12 protein-coding genes are annotated in these 17,219 nt (G+C 42.1%); 11 read left to right on the top strand and 1 reads right to left on the bottom strand.

What is annotated here, in order from left to right:
• Positions 1–150 precede the first annotated feature (150 nt).
• The 11 genes from FEM33_RS09005 (at position 151) to FEM33_RS08955 (ending at position 16,730) form a co-directional block, all read left to right on the top strand.
• Entirely contained in the window at positions 151–1,482 is a 1,332-nt protein-coding gene (locus FEM33_RS09005) for a right-handed parallel beta-helix repeat-containing protein (RefSeq protein WP_139011691.1), read from the top strand.
• Between the two features lie 46 nt (positions 1,483–1,528).
• Entirely contained in the window at positions 1,529–2,635 is a 1,107-nt protein-coding gene (locus tag FEM33_RS09000; RefSeq protein ID WP_139011690.1) for a glycosyltransferase, read from the top strand.
• Positions 2,636–2,837: 202 nt separating this feature from the next.
• Positions 2,838–4,991, top strand: coding sequence for a glycoside hydrolase family protein (locus FEM33_RS08995; RefSeq protein ID WP_229214157.1), 2,154 nt, complete (start codon positions 2,838–2,840; stop codon positions 4,989–4,991).
• A 109-nt stretch (positions 4,992–5,100) separates the two neighbouring features.
• Entirely contained in the window at positions 5,101–6,366 is a 1,266-nt protein-coding gene (locus FEM33_RS08990; RefSeq protein WP_139011688.1) for a nucleotide sugar dehydrogenase, read from the top strand.
• 73 nt (positions 6,367–6,439) lie between these two features.
• Positions 6,440–7,432, top strand: a complete 993-nt coding sequence (locus FEM33_RS08985; protein ID WP_139011687.1) for an SDR family oxidoreductase — start codon at positions 6,440–6,442, stop codon at positions 7,430–7,432.
• 84 nt (positions 7,433–7,516) lie between these two features.
• Positions 7,517–8,689: a glycosyltransferase family 4 protein gene (locus tag FEM33_RS08980; protein ID WP_139011686.1), complete on the top strand. Its 1,173-nt coding sequence runs from the start codon at positions 7,517–7,519 to the stop codon at positions 8,687–8,689.
• Positions 8,690–9,119: 430 nt separating this feature from the next.
• Positions 9,120–10,208, top strand: coding sequence for a glycosyltransferase (locus tag FEM33_RS08975; RefSeq protein WP_139011685.1), 1,089 nt, complete (start codon positions 9,120–9,122; stop codon positions 10,206–10,208).
• 984 nt (positions 10,209–11,192) lie between these two features.
• Positions 11,193–12,194 (top strand): sugar transferase, encoded by a 1,002-nt coding sequence (locus tag FEM33_RS08970; protein ID WP_139011684.1) that lies wholly within the window; start codon positions 11,193–11,195, stop codon positions 12,192–12,194.
• A 44-nt stretch (positions 12,195–12,238) separates the two neighbouring features.
• Complete coding sequence (locus FEM33_RS08965) at positions 12,239–13,654, top strand: capsule assembly Wzi family protein (RefSeq protein ID WP_139011683.1); 1,416 nt, start codon at positions 12,239–12,241, stop codon at positions 13,652–13,654.
• A 63-nt stretch (positions 13,655–13,717) separates the two neighbouring features.
• On the top strand, positions 13,718–15,139 hold the full coding sequence (locus FEM33_RS08960; RefSeq protein ID WP_229214156.1) for a capsule assembly Wzi family protein: 1,422 nt from the start codon (positions 13,718–13,720) through the stop codon (positions 15,137–15,139).
• Between the two features lie 109 nt (positions 15,140–15,248).
• Positions 15,249–16,730, top strand: coding sequence for a capsule assembly Wzi family protein (locus FEM33_RS08955; protein ID WP_229214155.1), 1,482 nt, complete (start codon positions 15,249–15,251; stop codon positions 16,728–16,730).
• A 22-nt stretch (positions 16,731–16,752) separates the two neighbouring features.
• Here FEM33_RS08955 and FEM33_RS08950 read toward each other — a convergent pair whose 3' ends face one another.
• Positions 16,753–17,142, bottom strand: coding sequence for an HIT family protein (locus FEM33_RS08950; protein WP_139011681.1), 390 nt, complete (start codon positions 17,140–17,142; stop codon positions 16,753–16,755).
• Positions 17,143–17,219: the final 77 nt, after the last annotated feature.

Genomic DNA, 17,219 nt, shown 5'->3' with positions numbered 1-17,219 from the left:
GGGCCAATTTGGCACGATTGTTATCGTTTTAAGCATAAAATCAGGCACAAAATCATATACTCGCTGCATGGCTAAACGTCTGCAACTGCCTTGATTTTCAAAAATCAGCAAAGCATTCATCTGTCGCATTGAAAACCGAAACATTCTTTTATGAAAGTACTAGCACTTTGGGCAACGTTTATCGGCTTGTCATTTTTAAGTTCAGCCGCCTATTCTCAACATAAAGTCCTTTCCTACGATTCGACCAGACATTCCAGCAGGGTCAGCAAAACCATTCTTAAATTAGATATTCAAAAGGATTTCGGCGCCATTCCGAATGACACCATCAATGATCACGCCGCTTTTCAGGCTGCATCGGACTTTATCAATCGTCGGAAAGGCTATTGTGAACTGATCATACCAGCAGGAAAATACATCGTCGGTAAACAGGAGAAGCTGGGTAACCGGGACTATTACTACCGCGGAATGGATGTTATCCAGATTATCAATGCCAAAAACGTAAAGATCAAGGGCGTGGCCGGCAGCTTACTGAAATATGACACCGGCTTCAGATTCGGCACTTTTAATCCGCAGGACGGTTCCAGTACGAACATTACGATGGAATGCACTCCGAAAACCAAAACAACTTCCGATAAAAGGGCTGATCTGGGAAGATGCATCCTGATCGTGAACAGCAGCAATGTTACCGTTGAAAACCTGGAACTGGATGGCAATTTCTATACAGAAACACTGAATAACATGAATACGTACAAAATGAAGTGTATGGATGAGAAAAGCCCGTCCTTTAACCCGAAGAAGATCAATATAGGCGGCGGCTATGGCGACTGCGGCATTCAGCTGGCGCATTATGGCGTTTACGTTTCGCATTCCGGGAATGTCACCCTGCGGAAAGTAACTGTTCAGCGTTTTGGCCTGGATGGCATGCAGATAGCAAATTCCCATACCGAGCCGGGTCAGAAGAATGTCAGGATCATTCAGTGCAAACTTGACTTCAACGCCAGAACGGCATTGGCCCTGACGGGCGGCGATAAAATGGAGATTACCGGTACGTCACTGACGAATACCGGACGGTGTTTGTACGCTGCTACCGGAACCGGGGTAGACATTGAAGCAGAGGTTGACGCGAAACGGAAAGAAAAATTGGTTACCAATGTCAAATTCACCAACTGTAGTTTCAGCAACAACAGTTCCGGTGAAATTCTGGCCAAATTCGGGCTGGGCTCTTCCAACGTTACTTTCGAAGGGTGTGATATTAAAAGCAGCAGCCGCGCAATTAATCTGGGCAGAAAAAATAAGGGTTACAGATTCGTAAATAATAAAATTAGCGGCTCCAAAATCGTTGTTGTCGAAGATAAACAGATTGATATCCGGGATAAAGCCTTGCCAAAAAGCACCAGAACGCCGGGCGCATCAAAAAATGAAAAGTCGTTAAGAACCGCTCCTGATTCCAATGTCTTTGAAAACAATGTGCTCGTAGACTGATCTATTGCATCTTTACTACAAGCAGTAACTGGTACCAAATTTTATAATGAGAGTTTTAGTAATTATCAATGACGTATCCCAGGGCGGTGGAGAAAAGCTCTTAGCCTCTTCTCTTCCGTTTTTCAAAAAAAAAGGCATCGATATTGCGCTGTTGCTACTTAATGGAAAAGCATCTGTGCCTTCATTCTTGTCAGACATTAAAAAAGCCGGAATCACCATTCACGACCTTGGCATAAATAGTTTTTACAATCCGTTGTGCGCATGGAAAATACGGACGTTTCTTACAGCTAATACCTTCGATGTCGTTCATGTTCACTTGTTTCCGGCCCAATACTGGGCTAGTCTGGCTGTCTCTTCCATGATGGTCAGGCCGGTTTTGATTTTTACGGAACACAGTAACCATAACAAAAGGCGGGAGAAAAAGTATCTGCAAGGAATAGAGCGCGCTGCATACAAACCCTATTCGGCCATCATCGCCATTACGGATAGCGTCAATACCAAACTGGTTGCGTGGATCGGCCAGGGCGAAAAAATCCATACAATCCATAACGGCGTAGACCTTACAGGCATTGCTGATGCTCCAAAGCTTGACAGATCAGCATTACGCGCGCAACTAAATATTCCGCTTAATGCCCGATTAATACTCATGGCGGCCAGTTTCAGGTATCCGAAGGATCAGGGCGCGCTGATCAAGGCTTGTGCAATCCTGGGAAAAGAGTATCATGTGTTACTTGCCGGTGAAGGCGAACTGAAGGAAAAAACGAAGGCACTGGCCGTTGAATGCGGCGTGGAAAATCAGGTCCATTACCTGGGCTTTCGTACCGATATTTCTTCGTTGATGAAGACCGTTGATCTGAATGTCCTTTCTTCATCTTATGAGGGCATGTCCGGGGTTACACTCGAATCACTTGCAGCCGGCGTTCCGTTTCTGGGTTCCGATGTTGCCGGAATTCGTGAAATCGTACCGGACAAGTCCTTTCTGTTTGTTCCCGGCGACGAAGTTGATCTGGCAAATAAAATCAGACCTGTTTTTCAGGAACCGGGCTTGTCTGAAAAAATGGCCACAGAAGCAGTCATATTTGTAAAAAGCTTCAGTATGGAAAATATGGTAGATAAATACATTCTACTTTACAAAAAATTACTGGATCAGTAAAAATTTTTTATGCTGTAATCTGCCGCAGCGGCCAAAATTACTCGGTAAAACCTACCGCCGGAATGCTACACTTTTTGCTGAATGCAACTGTTTTATGATTAGAATTGTTTTACGAAAACTAAAACTAGTTCTGTTTTTTTGTAAAACAATTTTAATCAAACATTACAGCATGACAACTTGGTCAACAAAATTCCTTTGCCTCGTGTTAGTTGGAATTCTGACACTATTATCCGCACACACCAACGCCATTGATCCCATCCGTTTTTCCATCAGTACATCTGCAGAAGAGGTTTCGGTTAACGAAGAGTTTGAAATCAAGATAAAGGCCGATCTTCTGAACATACCCGCCAACACTGTTTATGTTTTTGAAACTGCCCGTGCATTTCGCCTGAAGGTAATCTTTCCTGACGGATTTCAACAAACCGGAGGATCTTACCATGACTTTATCGAAGGTGAACTAAGCGGCAGCAAGCCAACAGCATTTTACACGCTCAGGGGAAAGTTCGTCAGTGCCGAACGAGCCGGTGTCTTTCAGTTACTAAGAAGCCACAAGTCTGCAAATAGTGCAAGCGACTTTATCGAGGTGGACAGGCTTTCATTTGGTATGAGTGAAGGCGTACAGGAAGGATCATCCAATGCCCGTATCGCACTGGCAGGAAAGATTTCATATGTTCCGTACCTGAGTATGGCGGAATTAAGATCAATTACTGATACAGCCACAACTGTTTTTATCACAGATCCGGCCCGTGCGGGAATATTCAAGCATAATCCGTCTTCCACCAAGGCAGACGACGGAGCGCTGACCATAGTTGCTTCCGGCAAACGATATGAGCGCGTGTTTTCAGGCCCGGTGAATGTAGAATGGTTTGGGGTTGTCGGCGATGGCGCAACAGATCATACGGCAACATTGCAGAAAATGCTTGACCGGGCGGATATCAGCAGCATTTATTTTCCAAAACCGGCTGTTTCTTACCGGATTAAAAATCTGAATATGCGCTCCAACAAAACGCTTACCCTTGAAGAAGGCACCGTTGTAGAAGGGTTTGGTACACTGGGTCTGGAAGAAAGAATGATCATGATGTACAATGTTCAGAATGTCTCCATTAAGGGGAACAACGTTGTATTCAAAGATCAGAAGGCAAAATACACAAGCGGAGAACAACGGCATATTTTCATCATGCTTGGTGTCAAAAATGTAACGATCGAAGGAATTGCGGCCAACAACAGCGGCGGTGACGGATTTTACATCGGTTCCAGCCCGACTCAGAAATTTTCGGAAAATGTAAAACTGATCAACATCAGTGCGGACAATAACAGAAGACAAGGCCTTTCCATTATATCCGGTAAAAACATTGAGGTAATCAGTCCCGTCTTCTCCAACACAAACGGAACGGCTCCGAGCGCCGGAATCGACATTGAGCCAAACTACCCTGACGAATTTCTGGAAGGCATCCGCATCACCAATCCGATTACGAAAAACAATATTGGAGCCGGTATCGTCATTCTTATTGATGATTTCAAAGGCACAAACCGTGTTGTGGACATTGCCATTACCAATCATATAGATGATGGCAGCTTTTACGGCGCATATATTTCCAGAGCCACGGGAGCTATTACGGGAACGATCACCTTTCAGAATCCGATCTGGAAAAACAATAAAGCCAACGGCTTCTGCGCCAGCAACTACAGTTCCAGTGCATGCGCTGTTCAGATCAATGATCCCACGGTGATCGATTGCAATAATGCCGGCTCGACGCATGCGCTGTTTGGCTCCGCTATGCTGGTTTATCGTGAAGCAAGTGCGATAGGTGATGCCAATATCGGCAATGTCCACATTGTCCGTCCAAAAGTTTACGATACAAGAAGTGTCAAAAAGATGGTTTCGGCATTTGCATTTGAAGATGTGTCCAAAAAAGGAACCGTTAAAAACTGCAGTCTGATCGATCCTGCCGTGCTGGAAGGACTGGATGCTCTGAAATATGTGCACATGGCGGTTGTGGATAATTTTGCTTTATCCGACAGGCATGAAAAACTGACTTTTGATATTGCGCAGGCAAACCGGTTACTGACTTACGGCTTCTTTAAAAAAGTGTTTCACAATGCCACTTCAACAGGTTTAAGAACAATTTCGCTTAACGGGCTGCCGCCTAACTATCCTGCAATAACTTTCGAAGTACGTACTGGACAGATATTGAGGCTCATACCATTAATTAATGACACGATCCTGCCTATTTCCGCAACCAAGGGAAAGTACATCCAAAGTAATGTAGTGGGAAGCAAAATCACACTTCGGAAAATTGCAACGAACACCTGGCAAGTGGACGGAATGGTAGGAACCTGGACCGTTCAGCCTTAACTTTTATCAGCTGCGAGAGGGAACATTTCCGCAAGATTTCAGATCGGAGCAACCTTATTTTGTGCACATCGACTATTTTTGTCAATCACTGACAATTATAAACAACTATATGCACCTACAAAATAAGATAATTTGCGTCATTGGTCTGGGTTACGTAGGGCTGCCTCTCGCAGTTGAATTTGGTAAAATTTTTAAAACAATCGGGCTTGACATTGATCAGCAGAGAATAAACGAATTAAACAATCAGTTCGACAGAACGCTTGAAGTGGATGCGGCAGGACTAAAATCGGCCGACAAACTGAGATTTACCTCAGATCCCGACGATATTCGACAAGCCTCCATCTTCATCATCACTGTCCCTACCCCGGTTGACCAGTTCAATAATCCCGATCTTACGCCTGTCCGGAAAGCGACGGAAACGGTTGCACGCAATTTGAAAGCTGGCGACCTGGTTATCTATGAATCAACGGTTTATCCCGGTGTTACGGAAGATTACTGTGTTCCGATCCTGGAAAAGATTTCCGGGCTGACATTCAATCAGGATTTCTTCTGCGGCTATTCTCCGGAGCGGATCAATCCGGGTGACAAGCATCATACGCTGACAAAAATCAGGAAAGTAACTTCCGGATCAACGCCGGAGATTGCGGAGGAAGTGGATGAATTATACAGCTCAATTATCGCCGCAGGCACATTCAAAGCTTCGAGCATAAAAGTTGCCGAATCTGCCAAAGTGATCGAAAATGCACAGCGCGACATCAACATTGCCTTTGTAAATGAGCTTGCAAAAATCTTTAACCTGCTGAAAATCGATACGAGCGAGGTTTTGGAAGCAGCCGGGACCAAATGGAATTTCCTTCCGTTCAAACCCGGGCTTGTAGGCGGGCACTGCATCGGCGTAGACCCTTTTTATCTGGCGCAAAAGGCCAAGGAAGTAGGTTATCATCCGGAAATTATTCTTGCCGGCCGCAGGTTAAATGATTCCATGGGGCCCTACGTTGCTACCCAGTTCATCAAATTGCTGATTCAGAGCGAACGTAAGATAAAGGGCCAGGATGTGCTCGTGCTCGGGATTACTTTCAAGGAAAACTGCCCCGACATTCGCAACAGCCGGGTGATCGACATTATCCGGGAACTGGAATCGTACGAGATGAATGTTCATGTATATGATCCCTGGGCCGACAAAAAGGAAGTCGAGCACGAATACGGGATTACTTTAATCGATCATCTGGAGGAAATTGAAAAATACCAGGGAATTATTGCCGCTGTAGGGCATGACCAGTTGCTTGATCTGCCCATTCCATCCGGAGAAAACGGCCCGATCGTTTACGATGTAAAAGGAATATTTCCCAGAGAAAAAATGTACGCAAGGCTGTAAAAAGCTTTGACTGTCAGTCTTATATCCATTTCAAACTGCTTTTCGCAGCACTTATTTTGCTGCCCTGAATATCATGAATTTCAATAAATATCATCAGCAGGATATATCATCCTCCAAGTTTCTGGTTACCGGAGGTGCCGGATTTATCGGTTCAAATCTTGTTGCATATCTGGCGCAGTATCAAGCCGCAGAGATTGTAGTTCTGGATAATTTATCCACTGGCTATCTGGAAAACATTGCAGAATTTATCAGTAACGGACAGGTTCGGTTTATTGAAGGCGATATCCGGAATTACAAAACCTGCACGGAAGCCATGCAGGGAATTGACTATGTCCTGCATGAAGCGGCACTGGGTTCGGTTCCGAGAAGTATCAATGACCCGATCACAACCAATGAAGTCAATATCAGCGGTTTCCTGAATGTTCTGCAGGCAGCCAAAGAAGCAGGCGTAAAACGAATGGTATATGCCGCTTCGTCCTCGACTTACGGCGACAGTCCTTTGCTGCCAAAGCAGGAAGCTGTTATAGGAAATCCTTTGTCGCCTTACGCTGTCACCAAATATGTGAATGAGCTTTATGCCGATGTTTTCTCGCGTACTTATCAGTTTCACAGCATCGGCCTGAGGTATTTCAATGTTTTCGGGCCAAAGCAAAATGTCAACGGGCCTTATGCTGCTGTTATTCCCCTGTTTATTACACAAATTCTGAACGGCGAGCGGCCGGTTATTAATGGTGACGGGCTTACTTCAAGGGATTTTACATTTGTGTCCAATGTAGTCCAGGCGAATATCAAAGCATTGCTGGCGGATAATCTTGTAAAGCATGAAGTTTTCAATGTTGCCTGCAATGAGCAAACGTCACTGACCCAACTTGTATCTGCAATTACTGAAAATCTGGGAAGCTCGCTGGAACCCGTTTACAAGCCGGAAAGAAAAGGAGACGTGAAGCACAGCCTTGCCGATATTTCCAAAGCCGGCAATCAGTTGCATTACCAACCCGAGGTTTTGTTTAAAGACGGTTTGAAGGAAACCATAACTTATTTTCAGGAACTAATCGGCGCTTCCTGATCAATGATCATTTAAAACTGACATAATCGTGAACATTCAGCCATAATAACTGACACTTCTGAACGTCACAGGCGCTTTATTTCGATGAACAAAATCAAATTACTTAGGATTACTACTGAAACTTATTCGCTACGTATATTGCTTAGAGGACAACTGAGATATATGTCAGAAAACGGGATGGATGTGTATATGGCCAGCACTCCTGATGAGCATGTCCCGGAAATGGTGGAAAGTCAGAATGCGCATTTCTACCCGCTGCATCTTTCCCGGGAGCTGACGCCCTTCAAAGATCTGATTGCGCTGTTTGATACCATCAAACTAATCAGGCGGATCAAACCTGAAATTGTGCATACACATTCACCAAAGGCTGGAATTATCGGAATGCTGGCGGCTTACATCTGCAATGTCCCGCTAAAAATGCACACCGTTGCCGGCTTGCCGCTCATGGAAGTTACCGGCCCGAAAAGGAAGTTGCTCAATTTTGTAGAATCCCTTACTTACTGGTGTTCAGACTGGGTCCTGCCCAATTCCCAGGAGCTCAAACAATTTATTCTGGACAACAATCTGAGTTCAAACAAGTCGAAAGTGAAGGTTTTGGGAAATGGCAGCAGCAATGGCATCGACCTCAATTACTTCTCCATCAATCCGCAATTACTGGCTGAGAGCAAGGATTTTAAAAAGCGTCATAACATCAGTGAGAAGGATATCGTACTTGCTTTCATGGGCAGGCTTGCCAATTACAAAGGCATCAATGAGCTGGTGAGAGCATTTAAAGTCCTCCAAAAGCGCCATCAGCATCTCAAACTGGTGTTGATCGGTGCGCCCGAAGACCTGAATCCGCTTGAAGAAGATACGGATCGTGAGATCATTAACAATCCATCCATCATTGCAGTCGGACATCAGAATGATGTGCGGAAATTCCTGGTTGCTTCCAACATATTTGTGTTTCCAAGTTACCGGGAAGGTTTTCCGCAGGCACTGTTACAAGCCAATGCCATGGGTATTCCCTGCGTTGCTACGAACATTAACGGCTGCAATGAAATGATCGAGAACGGCAAAACAGGAATTCTTATTCAGCCCAAGAATGTTGAAGCAATTGTTGAAGCATGCGAAAGGTTGATCGAAGATCGTCAGGCCAGCGAAAAGATGGGGAAATTGGCACAGCAGTTTGTGCTTGAAAATTTTGAGCAGCAGCAGTTATGGAAAGCGATTCACACTTTTTACCATTCACATCTGCCGAAAAAGAAGCTGGAATAAAGTACAAAACAATATTTCCGTATAAATTCAGTAAATCTGCTTTTCAGGATACTTCAACTCTTTGCTTCCTTGCATACATTAAAGAATTTCTCTTTTACCCAATATGCACCGCTGAAAAATCGGATAAGGCCATTCGGTAAAAAAACCTGTTCGATTCATGTTTGTGGATAATATTTAACTGTGCCAAAAATTTACCTTTGACCGCAAACAAGATTTATCACTTACTGGCAAGTGAATAGAATGTAGTTCCTGATATTCATGTTGACAGTAGTAATAGATTGAGCGTACATTAGAGAAAATTTTGAATTATATTGAAGCTCGTAAACTACAATAAGCCGTAATCTTTAAAGGTAAATATAGAAACATGGAATAATTTGACTCTTTTAAACAGGTTAATTGATAATATGGTTGATATGTGCCTTCAGTATCTATGAAAATATTACACGTTATAACCCTTGCCGAACTTGGAGGGGCACAGTCAGTTGTGTTAAATCTGGCAGCAGAGTCTATTCGGAACGGACATGAGGTTATGGTTGCATCATCAGCCGGTGGCGAGCTGTGGAATACTTTGCCGAAAGAAGTAAAACAATGGAAAATACCATATCTGCAAAGAAGTATAAGTTTGCTCAAAGAAATCAAGGTAGTGAAAGAACTAGGCAAAATAGATGCGGCCTTCAACCCTGATATTGTGCATTTACACTCCTCCAAGATTGGAATCCTGGGACGTCTTGCTTTTCCAAGTTCCAAGATCATATACACCGTTCACGGGTTTGATTCCATTCGCGTTGCATACCGCAAGTTTTTATTTTTAGAAAAGCTTTTAAAGAAAAGAGCACGGCATATTGTAGGTGTCAGCCAGTATGATTACAACAATCTGCGTAAGGAAGGCATCCGGGACAACACAGGGTTTGTCTATAACGGCATAATAGATTACCATACATCTTACGACAAACCTGAATCTGAAAACCACAATCGATTGAAAAGCATAATACAGGCAAAACCGGGTTTCAAGGTAATCTGCATTGCTCGTATTTCACCGCCAAAGCGGTTTGACTTATTTTGTGAAGTTGCAGAAAAGCTTAAAATACATGGTGCAAATTTTTTCTGGATTGGCAATAAAGAAAAATTATCAGATGTTCCGGACAATGTATTTTGCCTGGGTGAAGCAGAAGAAGCACACAGATTATTGGAACATGCCGACGTTTTTATGCTGCCGTCCGATTACGAAGGAATGCCGATGTCAATTCTGGAAGCTTTGTGCTATTCAGTGCCCGTAATTGCATCGGATGTAGGCGGAATTTCAGAAGTACTGAATGGCTCCAACGGAAAGGCAGTTGATAACCAGGTTTCGTATTTTGCAGAAGCAATATTAAAATATATAAATAACAGAGACGAACTTGTACTGGCAAAAAGAGAAGCAAGGAAATCGTACGAAAAGTATTTTACTATTCAATCCATGTACAATGCATATCTGGATTTATATCATTCAACTCATGTATTAAAGAACAGTAAAAGCTGAATATCAGAAACACTGCTTTCCTGATAAATTGTACACTTTAATTCCTTATGTAACCGGAAAATGCGTCTATATTTTATCACCGGAACGGATTTTAAAACTGAAAACGTTCTTCTGTTTTATACCATTCTTACGTATAATGTAATGCAGTCAAAAACGAATTATTCCTGCATGCCAAACAAGCTTAATATTAATTATAAACACACTTACATAATTAAAATTGAATGATTACATTCTTCATTTCTTCAGCCAATGTATTGATATAGAATTTATACTAGAATCAATGCATTATTACTTCTAAAAAATTACAATAATCATGCTAAAACCATTATCAATTAGCAATAGAATCAATTCTGAATATTACATTGTTTCCTTTTGCGGTATATACTAGTGAATACTGGCACTATGACAGACTGATTAAAACAGAAATTTTTTCTTTTTTTAAAAAATTCATGTCTGATCAGAAAGAAAGATCAGGCCGGATAACAGAATTCAGAACTTTTTGATCAATCTGGAAATAAATTGTATCAGGGACATCCATTAGTTATTTATATGCTTATACGTTTCATATGCTTATTAAATCAGGCTGCTTTTTCATTTAACCCTTGAACCTGTTATTATATTTATTAAAGTTTGCAGCGCCAATCTGATCACGCACAAATTTTAAAAAAGCCTTCCCTGAAGAATTAAATTTATTCCTGACTTAAGGTTTTAAAATTTTCCGGTTTGGTTCTAAAACATGAATAAAAAGTATTGTTAAATGATCGAAAACCGGAATTTAGTTTAATAAAATACTTATACGTGCATTGTACTTGTAACTTTACATAATCTGCTCCAAATAGTAATGATTGTATTTTTATAAAAATTACGGTGATCCGCTTCAGTTAAATTAATATTTTATATTATAAAAGTTTATACCTAAACTTGCGATTACAATGCAAAATTCCCTAAAAAACCACACTATTTTATTCATCTTAATACACACATATGAACAACACTTACGTAACGAACCGCAGGTATATACACCGGCTTTTAAGTAAAACGGCAACTTCAAAGGAGGTTTTGATAGTAACAAGCTATGATTACTTTCTTCAGAAGCACGATCTTGCCCTGCTTCTGAAGAAATACAAGGAGGTGATTCTCATACCGCATTCCAACGACGACGATTATCTTCTCAACCATACTGTCAGACCGCTGCTGGACAAATTTGAAAAAATCCACCTTGTTACGAATCCGCAATATGACAAGCGTAACAGGATTATATATGAACTCGTAGTACAAAAAAACAAATCAATCCGGATAACAACAGTTTATGACTTCTGCGAAAAAAGTCTTAAAAAGGTTTACATTCCTGACAACGTTTCCGAGATAAATCCCAATCTTCTTACGATCCCGACATTCGGACGGAGAATCCGATACCCCAAGAAAATTATTGATGTCACGATTTCTATCATTCTCTTTCTTTTTACTTTTCCGCTCTGGATACTGAGTTACTTCAAAATTAAAATACAGTCACCCGGACCTGTCTTTTACTTTCAGGAAAGGGTCGGCATGAATAACGTTTCTTTTAATTGCATCAAATTCCGGTCTATGGGACTTGATGCGGAACTTAACGGCGCTTCATTTTCGAAAAAGAATGATTCCAGAACCTTTTCATACGGTTCGTACATGCGTCTGAGCCGGATTGATGAACTTCCGCAAATCATTAACATTTTCAAGAGAGACTTGTCACTGATCGGGCCAAGGCCGGAACGTCAGGTTTTTACGGAAACATTTGATGAATTGATTCCGTATTACAATATGCGGCATAACATCAAACCCGGTATTACAGGATACGCTCAGGTAATGTATACATATGGTGCAGGCGTGTTCGATGCGCGGCACAAACTTATGTATGACTTGTACTATATCAAAAATTGGAGCCTGCTTTTGGAACTCAAGATTATTCTGAGAACTGCCTTTGTCATTTTTGGTAGAAGAGGACGCTAAGACCAATTCCGGAAATCTTTATAGGAATCAGTAACCCATACTGAATGAGGAACTTAATTCTTGCGTTATCCATATGCTTCATTTATCATTCTGACGCGCTTTCACAGGATTCAACTTTAACTTATTCTGCTGAACTGCAAGCTGCTGCTTCTACAGAAAACACGCCATTCTGGTTAAATGCAAATCAATATGGTGTAATTCCTGTTAACGGATCATTCCTGCTGGCAAAAGGCGGAATCCATAAGATTTACAACATAAATAATCCGCGCTTTTTTCAATGGTCTGCCGGTGCTGAACTGATAGCAAATGCCGGAAAAAATTCTTCTTTCTTTTTTACTGATCTGTACCTGGCCGGCAAAGCCGGCCCTGTTGAAGTAAGCATCGGGCAGCAAAAAGAATTTACAGGCCTATCCGACAGCACTTTAACCAGCGGACCCATCGCGATGTCTGCCAATTTCCGCCCGTATCCCAAAATCCGGATCTCAACACCGGATTACTTCAGTATTATACCGGCCAATGATATAATATCACTGAAATTCGCTTATTCCGACGGGTTACTTGGCTCTGCACAAGTACATTACGGGAATGTAAAGAGGGTTCCTGACATTTATCTTCATCATAAATCCATTTACTTCCGTTTTGGCGGACGTAAACAAAAACTGAACCTGTTTGCCGGTTTTAACCATCAGGCCATGTGGGGCGGAGAAGACAAGATTTTCAGTTCCGGCTTGAAAAGACCGGAGGCTTACCGCTATGTGGTTTTTGGAAAGCCGTGGCAATTTAGCCGGGTCGGGAACCACTTTGGAACCATTGATCTGGCCGTAGAGTGGAAATTCACAAACTGGACTGCTTTTCTTTACCGGCAGAATATTTACGAAGACGGCTCTTTAAGCAACTTTTCCAACATTGCAGACGGCCTGAACGGTTTCAGGCTGAAAAGAACGGGTTACCAATCTACGCCTTTCAAGTTTAAAACGTTTTTATTCGAATTGCTTTACACCAAAAACCAGGGCGGAACAGTATTTGACTTTGCAACAGGCACATTCGGCCAGGATAATTATTTCAACCATTATGTATACAGTCAAGGCTGGTCATACAGAAACAGGTCGTTGGGAACGCCGTTTATTGGACCTAAACAGCTGTTAAGGGACAAATGGAATACTGCTACATCCAATTACACTTTGAATAACAGGATCATTGCATACCATATCGGGAGCAGTGCCAGCATCCATGAAATAAATCTGACATTCAAAGGAAGCTATTCTGCCAACTATGGCACTTATGGTTCTGGTTTCAGGCATACAATACATCAAACTTCCTTTTTAATCAGAGCGGAAACCCCGCTGCCTTCAAGAAAAAAAGATTTTGTAAATGTAAGCCTGGCAGCCGATATTGGCGGACTGTATCCCAACAATGCTGCTGTCATGATTGGTTGGAAGAAGGCCGGCTTTACAAAATAAATGGTTTCAAACCCGAAATTAACAAGATATTATTCAACACATAAAGGAGCTTTAACCTGTCAGATGCGAGTCTGTTTGATCTTTCTTATGCTATGTCTCGCGTCTGGTTCCTACGCTCAGGATTCTACTGTATTTTATAAAACTTCATTCGCTTTGTCCGGCGCTACGGACCAGACCCCCTTCTGGGTACGAGCCAATCAGAACGGCAATATTCCGCTGGAAGGAAATTTTGCATTTGCCAATCTCGGAATTTACAAAAGATACGATTCCAATCATTCAAAACTGCTTCAATGGAGTGCAGGGGCGGAAGTTGCAGCAAGCTATTCCACACAAACCAACCTGTTTTTTTCAGACCTTTATGTTACTGGTAAAATCGGAATACTGGAAGTTCTGGCAGGACAAAAAAATGGAGTTACCGGATTAATGGATACAACTTTGACGTCCGGCTCACTATCCGTGGCAGGAAATGCACGTCCTTTCCCGAGATTGCAGCTTGCGGTTCCGGATTATTATCCGCTTCATTTTACAAAGGATCTTGTTTCCTTCAAGTTGTCTTACTCAGATGGTTTTATCGGCCCAAGTGAAATAAATTACGGAATTGCCAGCCAGATTCCCCGCACTTATTTTCATCAGAAAACTTTTTATCTGAAGTTTGGCAATGCCGCCAGCCGGCTTCATGTATATACCGGATTCAATCATCAGGCCATGTGGGGCGGAGAAGCGAAAATTACGCCTTTGTATAATCTTGCACCGCTTAAAGCATACTGGTACACCGTTACCGGAAAAACTTTCCACTTTAAAAAGATCGGAAATCATTTTGGAACCGTAGATATTGCGGGAGAATGGAAAGGCAGAAACTGGTCCTATTTTGTATATCGTCAAAATATTTATGAAACGGGTTCCTTGTTCAGGATCATCAATTACCAGGATGGGCTTAACGGTCTGCGAATCCGGAGAAACAAACCTTATGATAAACAAAACAGGCACTTTGTATTTACCGGCTTTCTGCTTGAAGTATTGGGCACCAATAATCAGATTAACAGATCGCCATTTGAAGATCAGTCCGTTTATGAAAACGGGGATTATTACAACAGTTATATTTACCGTCGTGGCTGGTCGTATAAAGGAAAAGAAATCGGAACGCCGTTAATTCCGGAATCCGGAACAACAAAAAAAAATTTGCCTCGTAACGATTCAGAATTTACAAACAACAATCATTTATGGGCATTTCATTCGGGTTTTACGGCAATTTGGCTGCGTACCAGCCTGCGTTTTAAAGGTACATATTCGCGTAATAACGGCTCGCTGCTTGGCAAGTTTGATTCAACAAAGCAACAGATATCGCTCATACTATCGGCAGAAAAAAAATTAAAAATATTGAAAGAATGCAGCATTTATTCAAGTATATCGTGCGATATTGGAGAATTGTATCCAAATTCCTACGGTTTGCTGATTGGTTTTCGGAAAGCAGGTTTTCTGGATTAAATAGTGTGGATAGCTGCCTTGAAACAGTTTGAACACAAGCAAACAATTACTATTCAGCTATTGGGAGTATTACATTATACACATGACGAAAAAATTTGAGGACGTATTTATGAAATTTATTTTTAATATTATTTTACTGCTTGCAATGTCATGTGTTTGTTACGCACAATCAGAATCTGAGCAGCAGGAAACGTTTTCCGATTCCGTTTCCAATTATATAGAAGTGTCGGGCATTGGAAGCACCGGTTCACGTACGCCGTTCTGGATGCAGGCCAATCAGTTCGGTACAGTACCTTTAACAAGCCCTTCCGGCAGTGTACGCGGCGGATTTGAAAAATATTGGTCCATTTCACAAAGCGGAAAAACAGACAATAAATGGCGGGCCGGCATAGGCGTTGAAGCTGTTGCCAATTTTTATGACAACACCAAAGTGCTTCTTCCGCAACTGCATGGAACGCTTCGTTTTAAAAACTGGGAATTATATGTAGGACGAAAAAAGCAATGGCTTGGTCTGGCAGATTCCACAATGGGATCGGGTTCTTATGCATGGTCCGGAAATGCACTTCCGATTCCCAAGATTTTCATCGGAACGACCCGCTTTGTACCGGTGCCGTTTACCAAAGGCTGGCTTTCATTCAATGCATTTTATTCGGACGGATTGTTTGAAAAAAACCGGCCGGTTACAAGCGGGCTGAAATTTCATCAGAAAGCATTGTATGCGCGTCTCGGGAAAGCAGATTCGAAAGTAAAATTATACGGCGGTTTCAATCATCAGGTTCAATGGGGTGGAAAATCGCCATACCTGACTCAAAGCGGCAAATTACCCGATGGATTTAGTAATTATGTGCATGCCGTATTTGGTACTATCGGCGGCAGCGGGGACGCCGTTACATTTTTTGACAGCACAAGCCGCATTGGTAACCATCTGGGATCCATTGATATTGCACTTGAAATTGAAACCTTCGCCAGCAGTATTTTACTTTACAGGCAATTTATCTATGAAGACGGATCTTTGTTTTATCTGACCACGCTCTCTGACGGTCTGACCGGAGTACGTATCCGCCGGAAAAATTCCTACGGTTCCAATTTTGAAATTACGGAAGGAGTGCTGGAACTGCTTTATACCAAAAATCAGGGCGGAAATGTCTTTGTGATCGGCGATGGCAAAAAACGCGGGATTGATGATTACTTTAACAATCAGCAAGTACGTGACGGCTGGTCCTATTTTGACCGCACGATTGGAACTCCTTTTATACCGCCAACTTCCCAGACAAAATGGAAATGGCCGAATTATTCCAATAACTTTACAAGCAATAACCGCGTAATGGTTTGGCATCTAGGATTAAAAGGATCGTTATTCCGTAAAGTTCTTTGGCAAACCAAACTTTCCTATTCCAGCAATGCGGGTGCTTATAACGAACCTTTTATAGGTACGCCAAAACAATTTTCCGGCTTGCTGGCGCTTCATACCAAAGTTAATTTGCTTGGCGGAATGACTTTAAAAGGTTCTTATGCTGCCGATATAGGCGATTTATACCCCAAAACGCATGGATTCATGCTTGGAATCAGAAAGGATTTTTCCAGCTTCTGATTCCCGACATGACATCAATCAGTTACATATTACTTCTGATCCTTTCGGCTAATTCTGCAAGCTCGTCCTGCGATATTTTCAGCTTGTTGCCAAAATCTGCGTCTTTCATGCTGTTGATCGGCAGCAAATGAACATGTGCATGCGGAACTTCCAGCCCGATTACACTCAATCCGACTTTCACACACGGTACTGTCTTTTGAAGCGCGGGAACAATGCTTTTTGCGAAAAGAAACAATCCGGAATAAAGTGTATCGTCCAGATCAAAAATATAATCAATTTCCTTTTTCGGAATCACCAGCGTATGTCCGAGTACAATCGGGAAAGCGTCCAGAAATGCCAGAAATTCATCATTTTCAGCAATTTTATGACTCGGGATTTCACCGTTTACGATTTTTGAGAATATAGAAGCCATTTTACAAGATCAGATACAAGTTTTCGTTTGATGAAAGACTGAAAACAACCGTTCCGAAGTTTCAGCCAAAATAAGTA

The sequence above is a fragment of the Dyadobacter flavalbus genome (genome assembly GCF_006149045.1).
In the GTDB taxonomy this organism is placed as follows: domain Bacteria; phylum Bacteroidota; class Bacteroidia; order Cytophagales; family Spirosomataceae; genus Dyadobacter; species Dyadobacter flavalbus.
The sequence above is the reverse complement of the archived record's forward strand: the minus strand, read 5'-3'. Positions and strand labels throughout refer to the sequence as shown.

Coding starts and splice junctions, on each gene's coding strand:
- FEM33_RS08985 (WP_139011687.1), top strand. CDS start 6,440: ATGAATTTCAATAAATATCATCAGCAGGATATATCATCCTCCAAGTTT.
- FEM33_RS08955 (WP_229214155.1), top strand. CDS start 15,249: ATGAAATTTATTTTTAATATTATTTTACTGCTTGCAATGTCATGTGTT.
- FEM33_RS08965 (WP_139011683.1), top strand. CDS start 12,239: ATGAGGAACTTAATTCTTGCGTTATCCATATGCTTCATTTATCATTCT.
- FEM33_RS08990 (WP_139011688.1), top strand. CDS start 5,101: ATGCACCTACAAAATAAGATAATTTGCGTCATTGGTCTGGGTTACGTA.
- FEM33_RS09005 (WP_139011691.1), top strand. CDS start 151: ATGAAAGTACTAGCACTTTGGGCAACGTTTATCGGCTTGTCATTTTTA.
- FEM33_RS09000 (WP_139011690.1), top strand. CDS start 1,529: ATGAGAGTTTTAGTAATTATCAATGACGTATCCCAGGGCGGTGGAGAA.
- FEM33_RS08970 (WP_139011684.1), top strand. CDS start 11,193: ATGAACAACACTTACGTAACGAACCGCAGGTATATACACCGGCTTTTA.
- FEM33_RS08980 (WP_139011686.1), top strand. CDS start 7,517: ATGAACAAAATCAAATTACTTAGGATTACTACTGAAACTTATTCGCTA.
- FEM33_RS08950 (WP_139011681.1), bottom strand. CDS start 17,142: ATGGCTTCTATATTCTCAAAAATCGTAAACGGTGAAATCCCGAGTCAT.
- FEM33_RS08960 (WP_229214156.1), top strand. CDS start 13,718: ATGCGAGTCTGTTTGATCTTTCTTATGCTATGTCTCGCGTCTGGTTCC.
- FEM33_RS08975 (WP_139011685.1), top strand. CDS start 9,120: ATGAAAATATTACACGTTATAACCCTTGCCGAACTTGGAGGGGCACAG.